This is a genomic window from Serratia rhizosphaerae, assembly GCF_009817885.1.
Classification (GTDB): Bacteria; Pseudomonadota; Gammaproteobacteria; order Enterobacterales; family Enterobacteriaceae; genus Serratia_B; species Serratia_B rhizosphaerae.
Genome location: NZ_CP041764.1, coordinates 1,135,561 through 1,151,190, shown reverse-complemented (window position 1 = coordinate 1,151,190; position 15,630 = coordinate 1,135,561). Strand labels below are relative to the sequence as shown.

13 protein-coding genes are annotated in these 15,630 nt (G+C 62.1%); 5 read left to right on the top strand and 8 right to left on the bottom strand.

Features of this window, described 5'->3' with window-relative positions:
- Positions 1-3: 3 nt before the first annotated feature.
- The 5 genes from FO014_RS05455 to FO014_RS05435 all read right to left on the bottom strand — a co-directional run bounded on the left by FO014_RS05455 (position 4) and on the right by FO014_RS05435 (position 8,069).
- A complete protein-coding gene (locus tag FO014_RS05455) occupies positions 4-2,202 on the bottom strand; it encodes a TonB-dependent siderophore receptor (RefSeq protein ID WP_160028209.1) in 2,199 nt (732 codons plus the stop codon).
- A 98-nt stretch (positions 2,203-2,300) separates the two neighbouring features.
- On the bottom strand, positions 2,301-3,629 hold the full coding sequence (locus FO014_RS05450) for a lysine N(6)-hydroxylase/L-ornithine N(5)-oxygenase family protein (protein ID WP_105229907.1): 1,329 nt from the start codon (positions 3,627-3,629) through the stop codon (positions 2,301-2,303).
- The gene (iucC, locus tag FO014_RS05445) at positions 3,626-5,377 is read right to left on the bottom strand and encodes an IucA/IucC family protein (protein WP_160028207.1); all 1,752 of its coding nucleotides are present in this window, start codon (positions 5,375-5,377) and stop codon (positions 3,626-3,628) included. The genes FO014_RS05450 and iucC overlap by 4 nt, the downstream gene beginning before the upstream one ends.
- Positions 5,374-6,324, bottom strand: coding sequence for a GNAT family N-acetyltransferase (locus FO014_RS05440; protein WP_201282918.1), 951 nt, complete (start codon positions 6,322-6,324; stop codon positions 5,374-5,376). Before FO014_RS05440 ends, iucC begins: the two co-directional genes overlap by 4 nt.
- Positions 6,324-8,069 (bottom strand): IucA/IucC family protein, encoded by a 1,746-nt coding sequence (locus FO014_RS05435; RefSeq protein ID WP_105229910.1) that lies wholly within the window; start codon positions 8,067-8,069, stop codon positions 6,324-6,326. Before FO014_RS05435 ends, FO014_RS05440 begins: the two co-directional genes overlap by 1 nt.
- 138 nt (positions 8,070-8,207) lie before the next feature.
- On the opposite strand from FO014_RS05435, the gene FO014_RS05430 reads away from it, so the two are divergent.
- Positions 8,208-9,410 (top strand): MFS transporter, encoded by a 1,203-nt coding sequence (locus FO014_RS05430; protein WP_105229911.1) that lies wholly within the window; start codon positions 8,208-8,210, stop codon positions 9,408-9,410.
- 21 nt (positions 9,411-9,431) lie between these two features.
- Complete coding sequence (locus FO014_RS05425; RefSeq protein ID WP_160028205.1) at positions 9,432-10,310, top strand: siderophore-interacting protein; 879 nt, start codon at positions 9,432-9,434, stop codon at positions 10,308-10,310.
- Between the two features lie 274 nt (positions 10,311-10,584).
- On the opposite strand, the gene FO014_RS05420 is transcribed toward FO014_RS05425, so the two are convergent.
- Positions 10,585-11,358, bottom strand: coding sequence for an amidohydrolase (locus FO014_RS05420; protein ID WP_160028203.1), 774 nt, complete (start codon positions 11,356-11,358; stop codon positions 10,585-10,587).
- On the bottom strand, positions 11,346-12,506 hold the full coding sequence (locus FO014_RS05415; protein WP_160028201.1) for a pyridoxal phosphate-dependent aminotransferase: 1,161 nt from the start codon (positions 12,504-12,506) through the stop codon (positions 11,346-11,348). The genes FO014_RS05420 and FO014_RS05415 overlap by 13 nt, the downstream gene beginning before the upstream one ends.
- A 150-nt stretch (positions 12,507-12,656) precedes the next feature.
- Between FO014_RS05415 and FO014_RS05410 the strand changes: the two genes are divergently transcribed.
- The 3 genes from FO014_RS05410 to FO014_RS05400 are packed head-to-tail and all read left to right on the top strand — an operon-like array spanning position 12,657 to position 14,496.
- Complete coding sequence (locus FO014_RS05410; RefSeq protein WP_105229915.1) at positions 12,657-13,271, top strand: methylthioribulose 1-phosphate dehydratase; 615 nt, start codon at positions 12,657-12,659, stop codon at positions 13,269-13,271.
- A complete protein-coding gene (gene mtnC / locus FO014_RS05405; RefSeq protein ID WP_105229916.1) occupies positions 13,268-13,954 on the top strand; it encodes an acireductone synthase in 687 nt (228 codons plus the stop codon). Before FO014_RS05410 ends, mtnC begins: the two co-directional genes overlap by 4 nt.
- On the top strand, positions 13,954-14,496 hold the full coding sequence (locus FO014_RS05400) for a 1,2-dihydroxy-3-keto-5-methylthiopentene dioxygenase (protein WP_160028199.1): 543 nt from the start codon (positions 13,954-13,956) through the stop codon (positions 14,494-14,496). Before mtnC ends, FO014_RS05400 begins: the two co-directional genes overlap by 1 nt.
- Positions 14,497-14,542: 46 nt before the next feature.
- Here FO014_RS05400 and mtnA read toward each other — a convergent pair whose 3' ends face one another.
- Positions 14,543-15,571, bottom strand: a complete 1,029-nt coding sequence (mtnA, locus tag FO014_RS05395) for an S-methyl-5-thioribose-1-phosphate isomerase (protein WP_160028197.1) — start codon at positions 15,569-15,571, stop codon at positions 14,543-14,545.
- Between the last annotated feature and the right edge of the window lie 59 nt (positions 15,572-15,630).

Below are 15,630 nucleotides of genomic sequence, written 5' to 3'. Positions count from 1 at the left end.
GGATCAGAACAGTACCGAGTAGTTCAGACCAAAGGTGCGGCCGCGGCCTTTGTAGCTATACAGCTCAGGCGCGCCGTAGGTCGGGCTGTACAGGTACGGCGCCCGCTGGCCCCAGGTGGTGGTGTAGTCTTTGTCCAGCAGGTTCTCGATGCTGAAGCTGATTTTCCCCACCGGCAGCATGTAGCTGCCCAGGAAATCGACGGTGTTATAGCCGTCGATTTTTTTACCGTCGGCATCGGAGACGTCAAAGGTCTGCTGCGACTGCATGCGCAGGTTCCAGTCGCCCGGCGCCCAGGCGACGTAAGCGGTGGCTTTTGACGGGCTGGCGGTATCGACCGTCAGTTTCTCCCACTTGCCGTCAACCTTGGTCTGCGACTTGATCAGGTTGAAGGTTGCGCCGGTGCTCCATTCGCCGTCGTCGAAGAAGTAATCCACCGCCCCTTCCACGCCGTAAATCCGGCGCTTATCGTCGTCGAGGTTGATGGTCATATCGGTCTTGTTGATCGAAATGGTCTTGTCGGACAGCGAGTAGTAAGCCGCCACCTGCGTGCGCAGGTTATCGCCGGTGTAGCGCCAGCCCAGCTCGTAAGCGTTGACCTTGATGCCGTCGAGCTTGGAGTTATTGACGTTGACGCTGTTTTTCAGCTGATAGTGGCCGTTAACCAGATCATAGTTGCCAGAACCGTAGTATTTGGCGATATCCGGGATCTCGAAGCCCTGCGAGAAGTTGAACCACAGCTGCTGGCGTTCGGTCAGGTGCGCCAGCAGGCCGGCGTTGAACAGCGCGTTGTTGTAGCTGGTTTTACCGCCCGGCACGGCGTCGGCGGAGTTGGCCAGGCCGTTGGCGATGCCCTGCTGCTGCGCGTAGCCGACGAAATCATCCACCTTGTTCTCGGTGTACTGATAGCGCACGCCGCCGCTCAGGGTGAAGATTGGGTTGATGTCGTAGCTGGCCTGCAGGAACGGCGCCAGGTTGGTGGTGGTGTAGCTGGGGTAACGGCCGACGTTGTAGCTGTTCTCCAGGTGCATGCCGCCGGACTGCTTCGCCTTATCCAGATCGAAGAACTGCTGGTTGGCGTTAAAGCTTTCATGCTCGGCGTCGACGCCGTAGGTCAGCGTCAGGCCGTCGACCGGCTTGCTGTTCAGCGTCAGCTTGCCGCCGTAGAAGTCGGTTTTCTGCTGCGACGCGCCGATGCTGGTGACGTCGCCCTGTTTGCTCAGGGTCGGGAACGGGTAGAAGGTCAGCGACTCATCGCGGTAATAGACCTGCGCCACCAGATCCTGGCCCCAGAAATCGGTGTTGGAGTACTGCAGGTTGATCAGATGACGTTCGGTGCCGGGAATACGGTCGGAGTCGAGGTTGCCGCTGTTGGAGGCGGTGCCGTTGCCGGTGACCGCCGAGAAATTCTCCCCCAGATACAGGCCGTGGTCGCCGTCAGACTGGCTTTTGTAATATTGGGTGGTCAGCTGCAGCTGCTGGTGGTCGTCAATATTCAGGGTGCCGGTGCCCATCACGTCGATGCGGTCGGAATATTGCAGGCCGGTTTGGGTATTGTCGATCAATACCTCTTTGCCCTTGCCGTCATACCAGCCGCCGTAGCGCTGATAGGAGACCGACAGGCGCCCGGAGGCGTGTTCGTTACCGCCGCTGACCGCCGCCGCCACGTTTTCATCGTGGTCGTTATGGCCGCCGAAGCCGGTTTTACCGCCGATTTGCAGCTCCACCTGTTTTTCCTGCTGGCCTTTTTTGGTGACGATATTCACCAGGCCGCCGGTGCTGCCGCCGCCGAACAGCGAAGTAGCGCCGGAGATCACTTCAATATGGTCGATATTGAACGGGTCGATCGAGTCGAGCTGACGGCTGTCGGTGCGCGAGGAGTTCTGGCGCACGCCGTCAATCATTACCAGCATCGAACGGCCGCGCATGTTCATGCCGTAGTTGGTGCGCCCCTGGCTGCTGACGTCCATCCCCGGGATCAGCTGGGCGAGGATCTCTTTGATCTCTTTGCCGCCCTGCACCTGCTGTTCAATTTCCTGGCTTTCAATCACCCAGGTTGTCTGCGCCATTTCCGTCGCGCTGCGGTGCATACGGTTGGCGGAAACGACCAACTGGTCTTCATTTTTTTGATCGTCCGCCCAGGCGGTCGGCGCCAGCATGGCCAGCAGGCAGGGATTCAGTATCCAGAGGTGCTTGCGTTTCATCGTTATTCTCAATCTTTCCCGTTGTTGTGATTATTGCGCATCCCGGCGGCGGACGCGGCTTCGCGCGCCTTGCTCGCCGCAGGGATGAATATTAAAAACTAAAATTCAGAATAATTCAGCATAGATTGCTCATTTCGTGCTGTCGCCCCGGATTGTTGGCTACGCCACTGAATCAGCGACGGGCTTGAGGTTAAATCAAACGCTTCCTGCCCCAGCGCCCGGTTGAGAATGCGCGCCGCGCGCCAGGCCATCAGGCTGAGCTGCGGTTCGGCGATGCCGTGGCTGTGCATGCCGGCATTGACGGCAAACAGGCAGTTTTCCGCCGGCCCGTCCCATTCCAGCGTAAAGTCCGGCGCCACGCGATAGTTATCGTCGTCGGTCAGCCGCAGCCGGTCGGCCAGCGGCGCCAGAAACGCCGGGCGCTCCGGCTGATAGCCGGTGGCGAAAATCACCACGTCGCTGTCAAAGGTTTCTTTACCCTGATCGAGGTGGTGGTGGGTGACCAGCTGGTAGCCGTTGCCCTGCGGCTGCATCGCCGCCAGCGAGCGGCTGGGCAGCAGGCGCGCCCAGGGCGTTTCGCGCAGCACTTCAAAGCGGTGATACATGGCGCGGTAAATCGCCAGCAGCGACTCGGTGGTGATGCCGTCCGAGGTCATCTTCTGCTCCGTCAGCATGCGCTGCTTGGCGCTGTCGTTCAGGGTATAGAAGCTTTCCACGTAGTCCGGCGTAAAGTACTCGTTGGCGAACGCCGCTTCGTCCAGCGCATTGTAGTTGTTGCGGCGCGATACCCAGTTGAGCTGTACCGGCTGGCCCCACTCGCCGCGGAAAATATTCAGGAACAGATCGGCGCCGCTCTGGCCGCCGCCGACCACGGTGACGCGTTTGCCGGCCAGATCCGGGTTGCGCAGCGCCATTTCGCTGGCGTGGAAGCAGCGATCGTTCTGCTCGCTGACGCACTCCGGCAGCAGCGGTTTTTTACCGATGCCAAGGCACACGTGGCGCGCCCGGAAGGTGCCGCGCTGGGTGGTGACCTCAAACAGCCGCTGCGTATCGTTGAATTCCACCCGTTGGATCTCCTGGCTGAATGCCAGCGAGCTGAGTCCGTTGGCCGCCCAGTCAAGGTAGTCGGCAAACTCTTCGCGCGATACGGTGCGCTGTTCGGTGGTCAGGAAGCGGTAGAACTTTTTACGTTTTACCAGATAGTTGAGAAAGCTGTACGGGTTGGTCGGCGCCACCGCACTGACCAGATCCTTGAGAAAGCTGGTTTGCATATGGCAATCCGGCACCATCATGCCCGGGTGCCAGGAGAAGTGCGGCTTGCGTTCGAGAAACAGGCTGTTGAAACCGTCGACTTCGCTGCCCAACGCGGCAATGCTGAGGTTGAACGGACCGATACCGATGCCGATGAAATCGAGGGGCTGATTCATTGGGCAGACTCCTTGGAGACCAAATAAAGCGGGTTATCCAGATCCTGCAGATAGTTCGGCAACATGCGGCTGCCGCCATCGTGTTCTGAATAGGTAAGTTTCACCGGGTTGAGCACCACGCGAATAATTTGTGGTTTAAACAGACTGAAAAGTGCAAAGCGTTCCGCCATGTCCGGGTGCTGCGCCATATAGTCTTGCAGCACCGTCGCCAGCAGTTGATAAAAACGTTCTTCGCTGATTTGGCAACTGGCCATCAGCGGGGAGATAAAGCGCAGTACGGTGACAAAGTGGCCGGTCTGCAGATCGTGAATCAGGTAGTCGGCCGGCAGGCGCACGGTGACGTCCTTCACCGACTGCGGCAGCGACGCCGCTTCGGCAAATTCCTGCTCCACCAGGCGCATATCGCCCTGAAAATCCTTCAGCAGCACGCGCTGCGGCACGTAATCCTTCATCACCAGCGTGATGTTCTGGCCGTGGGCGATCAACGCCACGCCGTAGCGGCACATCAGGTGGTACATCGGGATCACCACCGCCCGGAACATCTGCGTCAGCCAGGCCTCGGCGCTGAGGCCGGAGCGCTCAATATAGGCGGCGATCAGCGGTTGGCCGTGGTTGTCGGTTTCCATCAGCGTCGCCATCAGTATCGCCTGCTCACCTTCCTGCAGATAGCCGGACGGATTTTCACGCCAGATCACGCCGAGCATCTCCTGATAGCGGTAGGGCGCCTGCGGCAGGCTGGCGTAGGTCTGGTGCGCCATGTAGCCGGCCGCCGGTTCGCCCAGAATCTGGGCGCCGCTGGCGCGCAGCGTGGCGTCGCCGGCGAAGATCTGCTGCAGCCAGCGGGAGGCCGCCGGGCCGGCGCCGATATATTTACCGGGAATACCGCGGTAGCAGGAGGTGTTGTAAATGGTCAGCGGCAGCTTGATATCAAAGGCCGAGCGGCGGCTGACGTTGGTCAGCGTGCGCAGCGATTGCTGGGCCAGATAGCGATCGCCGAATTCCCCCAGCTCCACCAGTTCGCCGCTCGCCAGCTGCGGCAGGAAGTGCAGGGCGACTTTCTGCTGCCACTGCCACGGATGCAGCGGCACGGGAATCCAATCCTGCGTCAGCTTCAGTTCCTGCCAGCGCCGTTCGAAACGCTGACGCTCACTGACGTCCATGGCGCTGTCCAGCAGGTTATCCAGCGGATAGTCGTCATCGGCGCACCAGACGAAGTTGTCGCGCCGCGCCGCCACCCAGTGCAGGCAAAACTGACCCTGATACTCCGGCGCATAGCGCTGCAGCGCCTCCAGCCCCCAGCCGCGCCGGCCTTTATTGAAGATAAACTTCGGGTGGCCGGCCAGCAGGCACTGCTGCTCATCAGGATCCAGCGCGATCAGATCCTGGGCGCTCATGCCGTGGCGCGCCGCCCGCAGCTGCAGATCGCCGCGCAGGGTGGCGTACAGATCTTCCAGGTGCTCGGCGATTTGCGCGTCGCTCATGGTCAGCACCTGCGCCAGCTGGCGCAGCGTCTGGTCGGCCGCCAGCGGCTGGTCGCCGCAGGAGAGCGAATCGGCGTCGATATGCAGCCAGCCCCAGATGCCGCGCCGGGCGCGGAAGCGGTAGACCGTATCCCCCAGCGCGATGCGCTGCCAGCCCTCGGTTTCGGCTTCGGCGCGCAGCGTGCGTTCATACTCAAGTTCCGCCAGGATCTTGGCGATCATCTGGCGGTTTACGTGCTGCCAGTCCGTGTATTCCGTGAGATTCATACCGCTTGCCCCTGGAAGAAATCGTGACGTTGGTTGACGATCAGGCGTGAGCGCTTATGCGGGAAATCAAACTCCTTCACCGTCTGGTAGCCGGCCGCCGGCAGATGGCGGAACAGGCGCTGATTGTCGGCGCGCGGCTCGGCCACCACGCGGGTGGTGCGCGGCTCGTCCAGATAGAGATAGTGGGTCAGCCCGCGCAGCCAGCTGCGGATAAACTGCGCGCCGCGCCACGCTTCTTCGCCCACCAGCATATGCAGGCCGCGGTCGAACGGCTGCCAGCGGTAGTGGCGGCCGATGCGGTCTTCCGCCGCCCAGTAGACTTCGAAATAGCCGAACGGCTGGTCGTCGAAGCAGCCCAGCAGCGGATAGCAGTAGCTGGAATCCAGCTGACGCTGCAGATAGGCCGCCTGTTGTTCCTGCGGGCCGGTCATCTCCCAGAATGCGGCGACGCGCGGGGCGTTCATCCAGCGGGTGAAGCGCTCCGCATCCTGCGCCACTTCCGGCAGGCGGAAGCTCAGCGTGTGCTTGATCTGCGGGTCGAAACGGCGGTAGACCTCGCCCTGCGGACGCGCCGGGCGCTGCGGAAACCACAGCTCGCGCTCGGCGTCGTACTGCATCTGTCCGCCGGCCGGCGCGCGCGGTGCCGTCAGCCACAGCGGCAGCTGGTAAAAGGCTTCACGCGCCAGATAGTCGCCGTGCGCCAGGGTGAACAGCGCCTGCGCCTGCGGCTCTTCACGCCATGCGGCATACGGCAGGGCGATGCCCGTCAGCTGCGGCGCGGCGACCAGCAGCTGATCCAGCGCCTGCACCAGCCAGCCGTCGGGCAGGGCGACGCCCGGCGGGTGCAGTACCGCGCTGCCGTCCAGCCCGAGGCTCAGCGGCAGGTTTTGCGCCAGCATTTCGCAGCGGAAGCCGCCGGCGGCATGCATCAGTTTGGCGATCGACATTATTTATCCTCCTGCGCGCGCAGCGGGTTGGTGAAATCAAAGTAGATCACCGCAGGGTCGACGATGGTGTTTTCGTTATGGTCGTGCAGGTAACAGAAGAAGTTGCCCTTGCAGTTCCAGTGGCTGCTGTCCAATACGTAGTCCAGGCAGCGGGTGTCGAGCGCCGTAGCGCGCAGGCCGGCCAGCGCGTCGCGCACCTGTCCCATCAGGTTTTGTTCACTGTCGAAACCGGCGGCGGCCATCGCGGCGGTGACCGCCAGCGTGGAGTTCACCAGCAGGTAGTAGGGGAAGTAGCGCAGCAGTTGCTGTTCGCTAAAGCGGTTTTCCGCTTCGGCTTCGCCGATCTGATCGAGCCACGGCGTCGCGCTGTGGGTAAAACCGCTGCCCTGACAGTCGCGGTACAGCATGCCGACCGGCAGATCCTGCTGCATCTCCACCAGAATATTTTGCTGGTGCGCCAGCAGCACCAGGCCGTAGTCCGCTTCGGTACTGAACAGCGGCAGCAGCACGTGGTTGCAGTAAGCGTCCAGCCAGCAGCGCGCGGCCTGCGCCAGCGGCAGATCAAGGCGTGCGGCCAGGCGGCGCACCGCCGCCGCCAGCAGGCTGTCGCCGCCGTCCGGCGCGGCCTGGGTCAGCGTCACCAGCACGTTGGTTTGCGTATCAGGGCGATCGAACAGCAGGTTGACCCGCAGCGCCATCAGGCTCTCTTCCTGAATCTCGCCGTCTGCGGAGCGCAGACCGGCCCAGCCGTCTTCCTGCATCACGCGCATGGTGGGGTAGCGCGCCTGCAGCGTCTGCCAGCGCTCGGTTTGCGCCAGCCGCGCCAGCCGCATGCCGCGTTTGACTTCTTTGACCGACAGCGTACGCACCGAGTTGGTCAGGCGCACGCTGAGGGAGAATTTGATCATGTCGCGGTTGCTTTCGCTGTACAGCGAGCGGGAGGAACTGGTCGGCAGCCAGCGTGCGCCGGCCTCGCCCAGATCGCGCAGCAGCCCCTGTTCAACCAGCGACTGGCACCACGGCTGGGCCAGCAGATGGTCGGCCTGCCACGGATGCATCGGCAGCAGCCAGACGTCATCGGTAAAATGCGCCAGCAGCTGCGGCGCGCTTTCGGCGGCAAAGCGCTGCAGCCGCTGTTGCAGCGTCAGAGTCAGGCTGTCGCCGCACACCACGCGCTTGTCGGCGGCAAACCAGCGCAGCGGGAAGCGCGCGCCGAAGTCCGGCAGATAGCGCCGCGCCTGCTGCGGATCGAACGGTTCGTGGGATTTCGGCGCCGGGTGGAACGCGTGGCCGACCAGCAATCCCTGTTCCGCCTGCGCGAAGTTCAGCGGCCGGTCGCGCAGCGTCGGCCAGTCGAGACGCACGGCGATCGCCTGCTGCGTATTGTCGTGGCTCTCCAGTACGCGCTGGCGGAAGCGCGCCACGGTCTGGTCGTTCAGTTCGCCTTTTACCGCAGGCTTGGCCAGCAGCAGATCCACCAGCTGCTCGACGCTGAGCGCCGTCGCCTGGCCGTCGTCTGACTGATGCAGATAGGCCGGGAACAGGTAGTGGTGGTGCTGCGTCGGTGAGGTGTAGCGCAGATTAATGCGGATAGCCTGATGGTGATTAAGAGGAATATGGAGCTGAGGATGTTGCTGGTGGTCGGTGGCCGGAAGAACTTGCCAATCCCGGGTTTCGCGCATTAATGCGTTGAGAAAACACTGCGCAGCCACATCGTTCTTTGCGGTTGCAAACTGAATAGTCATGATCCCAGATTCACTATGAAACAATTGAGAATGATTCTTATATCAAGAATGGTTAACATTCACAATAATCCCGTGGTACAATTTTTAGCATAAATCGCACGTAAAACTCTTATTTTCTTAACGGTTACTTTACTTTTCATGAGCCTATCCCCACAACCGGACGTTCTTGCAGGCGACAACATTGCGCCTGCCAACTGGCCCCTGGCGTTCTGTGCCGGCTTATTGGGCATCGGGCAAAATGGTTTATTGGTGGCGCTGCCGGCATTGGTCAGCATGACCCACCTGTCGCTGTCGGTCTGGGCGGGATTATTGACGCTCGGTTCGATGCTGTTTTTAGTCGGTTCCCCCTATTGGGGACGGCAGTGCGAAGTGCGCGGCTGTAAATATGTGGTGCTGATGGCGCTGGGCGGCTATCTGCTCAGCTTTGCGCTGCTGGCGCTGGCGGTATGGGGGTTGGCGGCAGGCTGGCTGCCCCCGCTGGCGGGCCTCGGTGCTCTGGTGGCGGCGCGTATCCTGTACGGCCTGACGGTGTCCGGCATGGTGCCCGCCAGCCAGACCTGGGCGCTGCAGCGCGCCGGCCATGAGCGTCGCATGGCGGCGCTGGCCACCATCAGTTCAGGGCTGAGCTGCGGCCGTCTGCTGGGGCCGCTGTGCGCGGCGCTGGCGCTCTCCCTACATCCGATGGCGCCGCTGTGGCTGATGGCCCTGGCGCCATTGCTTGCCCTGCTGGTGGTGTGCCGCCAGCAGAACGATCCGCCGCTGCCGCCGGTGGCGCAGCAGCAAAACCGTTTGCAATGGCATATGCTGCCGTACCTGCTGTGCGCTCTGCTGCTGGCGGCGGCGGTCAGCCTGATGCAGCTGGGGCTGGCGCCGCATCTGACCCCGCTCTTCCAGAATTCGACAACGCTGGTCAGCCACCATGTGGCGATCCTGCTGAGCGTGGCGGCCGGCTGTACGTTACTGGCGCAGTTTCTGGTGGTGCGGCCGCAGCGTTTTCCGCCGGCGCAGTTGCTGCTAATTGCCGCGTTGCTGATGGTGGTAGGGTTGGCGCTGATGTGCGCGCAGCCGCTGGCGCTGTTTTATCTGGGCTGTGCGCTGACGTCATTTGGCGCAGCGATGGCCACGCCGGGTTACCAGCTGCTGCTGAATGACAAACTCTCTACCGGCAAAGGTTCCGGGGTTATCGCCACCAGCCACACGCTGGGCTACGGGCTGAGCGCTTTGATGGTGCCGGCGGTGGCGAAATTTTACGGCGAGTCGCAGCTGATTGCGGCGGCGCTGGCGATGGCCGTCCTGCTGGGCGGCGTAAGCGGCTGGCTATGGCGCCGGCGAGAAAAATAAATAAGCGGGAGAGGCCGTCAGATGTCCGCGAGCTATCGTATTTTTGATGTTCAGTTAACCGAGAAACGCCAGATTTCCCCGTCGCTGGTGCGTTGCGTCTTCAGCGGTCCGCAGGTGAGCCGGATGAAACTGGAAGCGCCGGACCAGCGTATCAAGCTGCTGTTTCCGAGTGCGGAAGGGCAGGCGTTGCAGCTGGCAAACGGCGATGACTGGTATCGCGACTATATGGCGATACCGAAGGCGCAGCGGCCGGTGATGCGCACCTATACCCTGCGTGCGCTGCGCAGTGAGCGGCAGGAGCTGGACGTTGAGTTTGTGCTGCACGGCGACAACGGCCCGGCCTCCGCCTGGGCGACGCATGCGCAGGTGGGCGATGCCATTCAGATTGTGGCGCCCAACGCCGATTTTGCCGGCGACAGCGGCGGTTATGAATGGGCACCGCCGGCGCAGATGAACCAGGCGCTGCTGATTGCCGATGAAACCGCGCTGCCAGCGGCGATGGGCATCCTCGAACGTCTGGCGCAGCAGGACAACCCGCCGCGGGTGCAGGCCTTTTTTGAAGTGCCGCTGGCCGGCGACTGCGTCAGCGTGGCACAGTTCCCGTTTGCCGAGGTGTTCTGGCTGCCGCGTGACGTCGGGCCGCAGCAGTTGCACGGCACGCTGTTGCTGGAGTCGGTGCGCCGCCGGGTGACGATTCCCGATTCTGCGCGCGCCGAAGCGCAGTCGCTGGCGGAAAACAGCCTGGGCGGCGAGGTGCTGTGGGAAAGGGCTGAGGGCGCCTGCAGCTTTTACGCCTGGGTCGCCGCCGAATCGTCGACGGTGAAATCGCTGCGCCGCTATCTGGTCGGCGAATGCGACCTGGATCGTTCCACGGTCAACTTTATGGCCTACTGGTGCTGATAGCGTAAGCCCCCAGGTTATTGGCTTAATAAGTTATTATTTTCACAATGGGATTGCTGCTTAATAAGGCTGATAACTTAATGGGTTATCAGTCTTTTTTAGTTATTAATTAAATAAGCTATTAAGTTAATAATTTATCGATTTAATCACGACGATTGCGTTGATGTTAGCTTGTTAAGCTAATATTTTGTTGGCTTGTTGGCTTGTTGGCTTGTTGGCTTGTTGGCTTGTTGGCTTGGCAGGAAGGCGGGCGCGCCTGAGCGCGCCCTAGGGATTAATCGTGGCGCAGAAAATCGTCGGCATCGCGCCAGGCGGGGAAGGCGGTGTGATAGATCTGCAGATTCTCCAGCGACAGATCGGCGTCCAGGCGCGCGGCAGCACCGGCATCGGCGCTGGCCAGCGTCTCTCCCTGCGGGCTGATAATCAGGCTGTCGCCGCTGTAGCTCAGCCCGTTGCCGTCTTCGCCGACCCGGTTGCAACCGGCCACGTAAGCCTGGTTTTCAATGGCGCGCGCCGCCAGCAGCGTTTGCCAGTGCTGGCTGCGCGCCGCCGGCCAGTTGGCGACGTACAGCGCCAAATCATAATCCTGCTGGCAACGCGACCAGACCGGGAAACGCAGGTCGTAACAGATCTGCGGTAAAATCCGCCAGCCGCGCCATTCAAAGATTTCCCGTCGTTTTCCCGCTTGATAATGCAGGTGTTCGCCGGCCATGCGGAACAGATGGCGCTTGTCATAAGCGTGCACCGTGCCGCCCGACTCCACCAGCAGAAAACGGTTCACCGCCGCTTTGTCGGTTTTCAGCGCCACGCTGCCGGCGATGGCCGCATTGGTTTTGATCGCCCAGCCGTGCAGCCAGTTAATCACCTGGCGTTCGGGCAGCGCGCTTTCGCCGGCGTCCATGGCAAAACCGGTGGTGAACATCTCCGGCAGCACGATCAGATCGCGGCCGTGAATATCGGCCAGCAGCCGGTCGAAATGCTGCAGGTTGGCCTGCCCGTCGCGCCATACCAGCGGTTGCTGCAACAGGGTAATTTTTAAAGTCGACATAACCGCTCCGCAGCCGCATCCAGCGTGTCATCCTGTTTGGCAAAACACAGCCGGATCAATTTATGAGGGAAAGGATCGGCGCAGAACACCGACAGCGGGATCGCCGCTACGCCCACCTGTTCCGTTAACCAGCGGCAGAACGCCACGTCGTCCAGATCCGACACGGCGCTGTAATCCGCCAGTAAGAAGTATGTACCTGCACACGGCAGAATTTCCAGCCGGCTGCGGCTTAATGCCTGCACAAAGCGGTCGCGCTTGGCGCGGTAAAACGCCGGCAGCTGACGCCAGTGCTCTGGCTCGGCGCGCAGCATGTCTGCCAGCGCCAGCTGGGCCGGGGTATTGACCGCAAAGGTCAGATACTGGTGCACTTTGCGCACTTCGGCGCTCAGCGCGGCCGGCGCGACGCAGTAACCCACTTTCCAGCCGGTCATATGGAAGGTTTTACCGAAGGAAGAGACGGCGATCGCCCGCTGACGTAGTTGAGGGTGGGCCAGTACGCCGGCGTGGCCGTTATCGGCAAAGCAGATATGCTCGTACACTTCATCGCTGAGCACGTAGATTTCCTGCCCGGCAATGGCCTGCCACAGCTGCTGTAAATCTTCGGCCTGCCAGACGGTGGCGGACGGGTTGTGCGGCGTATTGACGATCACCAGCCGGGTGCGTGGCGACAGCTGTTCGCGGAACTGCCGCCAGTCGACGTTAAACGCCGGCGGCTGCAGAGCGATGCGTTTGAGAATGCCGCCGCACAGCTGCACCGCCGGGGCGTAGCTGTCGTAGCTCGGGTCGAAGCAGATCACTTCATCGCCCGGCCGAACCAGCGCGCTGATGGCGGCGAACAGCGCCTCAGTGGCGCCGGCGGTGACGGTCACTTCCGTCCCGGCGTCCGGCCGCCAGCCATAAAGCTCGGCGGTCTTGTCGGCGATGGCCTCGCGCAGCGGCGCGACGCCGGTCATCGGCGCGTACTGGTTGGCGCCCTGTTCGACGTGCCAGGCCAAACGCTGCTTTAAATAGCCCGGGCCGTCGAAGTCGGGGAAGCCCTGCGACAGGTTAATCGCCTGATGCTGCTGCGCCAGCGCGCTCATCTGGCTGAAAATGGTGGTGCCGAGGGCGGGCAGTTTACTGTCGGGAGTCGGTGCGGAAAGCGTCATAAGCGATGTGGTGTCCCATTATGCTGATGTTGCTGACAATATAGCACGATGCTAGTATCTGGCAATCAAGACGTTTAGATGGCTATATCTGTGAGGCGGTCGCCGAATCGCATCGGCGCTGCCATCCGTACCTTTCACTGCGGGATACTCATGAGCGAAAACGAGCAACTCAGCGCGCTGCTGGCCGTTTGCCACTGGATTGGCGACAAAGGCTGGTGCCCGGCTACCGGCGGCAATATGTCGCTGCGCCTGAATGACGAACACTGCCTGGTGACCGAATCCGGCAGGGATAAGGGCAGCCTGCGCGAGCAGGATTTTCTGCGGGTGGAGATCGCCAGCAATGCCGCGCCGGACGGGCGCACCCCGTCGGCGGAGACCGGCCTGCATACGCTGCTGTATCGTCTCTATCCGCAGGTGAACGCCGTCTTGCATACCCACTCGGTCAATGCCACGGTGTTGTCGCGAGTGGAAAAGGGCAGCGCGCTGCGGCTGCAGGGTTATGAAATGCAAAAATCGCTCAGCGGCCAGCGCAGCCATCAGGACGAGGTATGCATCCCGATCTTCGACAACGACCAGGATATTGCCCGGCTGGCGGCGCAGGTGTCGGCCTATGCCGAACAGACGCCGCTGGCGTACGGTTTTCTGGTTCGCGGCCACGGGCTGTACTGCTGGGGGCGGCAGGTGCAGGAAGCGCGCCGTCACCTTGAAGGGCTGGAGTTTTTATTCCAGTGTGAACTGCAACGTCGTTTATTGGAGGCGCAATGATTCGCGCGATTGTTACCGATATTGAAGGCACCACCAGCGATATCCGCTTTGTGCATCAGGTGCTGTTTCCCTACGCCCGCCAGCATCTGGCCGATTATGTACGCCGCCATGCGGACGACGGCGAGGTGGCCGAGGCGTTGGCGGCGCTGCGGGCAGAGATCGCGCAGCCGCAGGCCGATGCCGAGCAGCTGATCGCCGCTCTGTACCGTTTTATGGATGAAGATCGCAAATCCACCGCGCTGAAGGCGCTGCAGGGCATCGTCTGGCGCAGCGGTTACCACAACGGCGACTTTCGCGGCCATCTCTATCCGGAGGTGGCGACGCAGCTGGCGGCGTGGCAGCGGCAGGGTATCGGACTGTATGTCTACTCCTCCGGCTCGGTTGAAGCGCAGAAACTGCTGTTCGGCTACAGCGAAGCCGGCGATCTGCAGCCGCTGTTCAGCGGTTATTTTGATACCCGCGTCGGCGCCAAACGCGAGGCGGGTTCATACCACAATATCGCCGCGGCCATCGGCCTGGCGCCGTCCGAACTGCTGTTCCTGTCGGATATCCGCCAGGAGCTGGACGCGGCGCACGACGCCGGCTGGCACGGTTGTCAGCTGATTCGCGGCGAGGACGATCCGCACAGCCGCCACCCGCAGGTTAACCGCTTTGATCGTATCGACTTAGGGGAGTTTTGCTGATGAGCGCCTTGACCATTTATAGCGATGAACAGCCGCAGCAGCCGCTGTGGCAGAGCCGCGACGGCGAGCAGATCCGCCGGCAGCTGGAGCAGGTCGGCGTGCGTTTCGAACGCTGGCAGGCGGATCGCGTGCTGGAGGATGATCCGCAGCCGGAGGCGGTGATCGCCGCCTATCAGCACGCCATCGATCGGCTGGTGGCGGAAAAGGGCTACCAAAGCTGGGATGTGATCGCCATGCGCCCGGATCATCCGCAGCGCGAGGATCTGCGGCAGAAGTTTTTATCGGAACATACCCACGGCGAAGATGAGGTGCGTTTCTTTGTCGAGGGCGCCGGGCTGTTTTGCCTGCATCTGAACCAGCGGGTGTATCAGATCCTGTGTGAAAAAAACGATCTGATCTCGGTGCCGGCCCATACGCCGCACTGGTTTGATATGGGCGCCGCGCCGCATTTTACCGCCATTCGCGTGTTTGATAATCCGCAGGGCTGGATCGCGCAGTTTACCGGCGATCCGATCGCCGACGCGTTCCCGCGTCTGGATTAACGCGTCGGGTGATCAACAGGGCTGTATAATCAGCCCTGTTACAACGTTACCCCAGCGCCTGCTGGAAAATCCCCGCCTTGACCTGCTGCGGCGTAATCACGCCGCTGTCCAGCACCCAACCGCTAATCAGCGCTGACGGCGTTACGTCAAACGCCGGGTTATACACGTCGGCGTCTTCCGGCGCCCAGCGGCACTGGCCGAAGCTGCCGCTGACACCGGCCACTTCCTCGGCGGCGCGCTGCTCAATCGGAATGGCGGCGCCGTCGGCGCAGGTCGGATCGTGCGTGGTGTGCGGTGCGGCGACGTAAAACGGAATGCCGTGATAATGCGCCAGCACCGCCAGGCTGTAGGTGCCGATCTTGTTGGCGACGTCGCCGTTGGCGGCGATGCGATCGGCGCCGACCCACACCGCATCGACCTGTCCCTGCGCCATCAGGCTGGCGGCCATCGAATCGCAGATCAGCCGGTAGGGGATGCCCAGCTCGCCCATTTCCCAGGCGGTCAGCCGGCCGCCTTGCAGCAGAGGACGGGTTTCATCCACCCACACGTGTTCCACTTTGCCCTGCTGGTGGGCGCGCAGCAGCACGCCAATCGCCGTGCCGATGCCGGCGGTGGCCAGCCCGCCGGTGTTGCAGTGGGTCAGCAGCCGGCTGCCGGGGGCGACCAGCGCCGCGCCGTGGTCGGCGATGCGCTCGCACAGGGCGCGATCTTCTTCCACCAGCCGCCAGGCTTCCGCGCTTACCGCTGCGCGCCACGCCGGCTGCGCCAGCGCCTGCTTAATGCGATCCAGATTATTCATCAGATTAACGGCGGTCGGCCGCGCCGCCCGCAGCGTGCTCAGCGCCTGCATGACGTCATCGCGGGCGAGGCCGCGCTCGGCCAGCAGAGCCAGCAGCAGGCTGGCGGACAGCCCGATCAGCGGTGCGCCGCGCACGCGCAGGGCGTGGATATGGTCGACGAGTTCTTCAACGCTGTCGCTGGCAAGCCAGCGTTTTTCCTGGGGCAACGCCTGCTGATCGAGGATCCACAGCCGGTTGTCGCGCAGTATCAAACTGGTGGTGTTAAGAGGGCGCATAGCAGTTAAATCCTTGTTACGAGCGTATTGCATCTGTAGCGCTATTCTGCCAACATGAA

Bases quoted from the DNA above. Each gene is read 5' to 3' on its own strand.
- FO014_RS05410 (WP_105229915.1), top strand. From the start codon at position 12,657: ATGAGCGAAAACGAGCAACTCAGCGCGCTGCTGGCCGTTTGCCACTGG.
- FO014_RS05415 (WP_160028201.1), bottom strand. From the start codon at position 12,506: ATGACGCTTTCCGCACCGACTCCCGACAGTAAACTGCCCGCCCTCGGC.
- FO014_RS05450 (WP_105229907.1), bottom strand. From the start codon at position 3,629: ATGAATCAGCCCCTCGATTTCATCGGCATCGGTATCGGTCCGTTCAAC.
- FO014_RS05425 (WP_160028205.1), top strand. From the start codon at position 9,432: ATGTCCGCGAGCTATCGTATTTTTGATGTTCAGTTAACCGAGAAACGC.
- FO014_RS05430 (WP_105229911.1), top strand. From the start codon at position 8,208: ATGAGCCTATCCCCACAACCGGACGTTCTTGCAGGCGACAACATTGCG.
- mtnA (WP_160028197.1), bottom strand. From the start codon at position 15,571: ATGCGCCCTCTTAACACCACCAGTTTGATACTGCGCGACAACCGGCTG.
- FO014_RS05435 (WP_105229910.1), bottom strand. From the start codon at position 8,069: ATGACTATTCAGTTTGCAACCGCAAAGAACGATGTGGCTGCGCAGTGT.
- FO014_RS05400 (WP_160028199.1), top strand. From the start codon at position 13,954: ATGAGCGCCTTGACCATTTATAGCGATGAACAGCCGCAGCAGCCGCTG.
- FO014_RS05440 (WP_201282918.1), bottom strand. From the start codon at position 6,324: ATGTCGATCGCCAAACTGATGCATGCCGCCGGCGGCTTCCGCTGCGAA.
- iucC (WP_160028207.1), bottom strand. From the start codon at position 5,377: ATGAATCTCACGGAATACACGGACTGGCAGCACGTAAACCGCCAGATG.
- FO014_RS05420 (WP_160028203.1), bottom strand. From the start codon at position 11,358: ATGTCGACTTTAAAAATTACCCTGTTGCAGCAACCGCTGGTATGGCGC.
- FO014_RS05455 (WP_160028209.1), bottom strand. From the start codon at position 2,202: ATGAAACGCAAGCACCTCTGGATACTGAATCCCTGCCTGCTGGCCATG.
- mtnC (WP_105229916.1), top strand. From the start codon at position 13,268: ATGATTCGCGCGATTGTTACCGATATTGAAGGCACCACCAGCGATATC.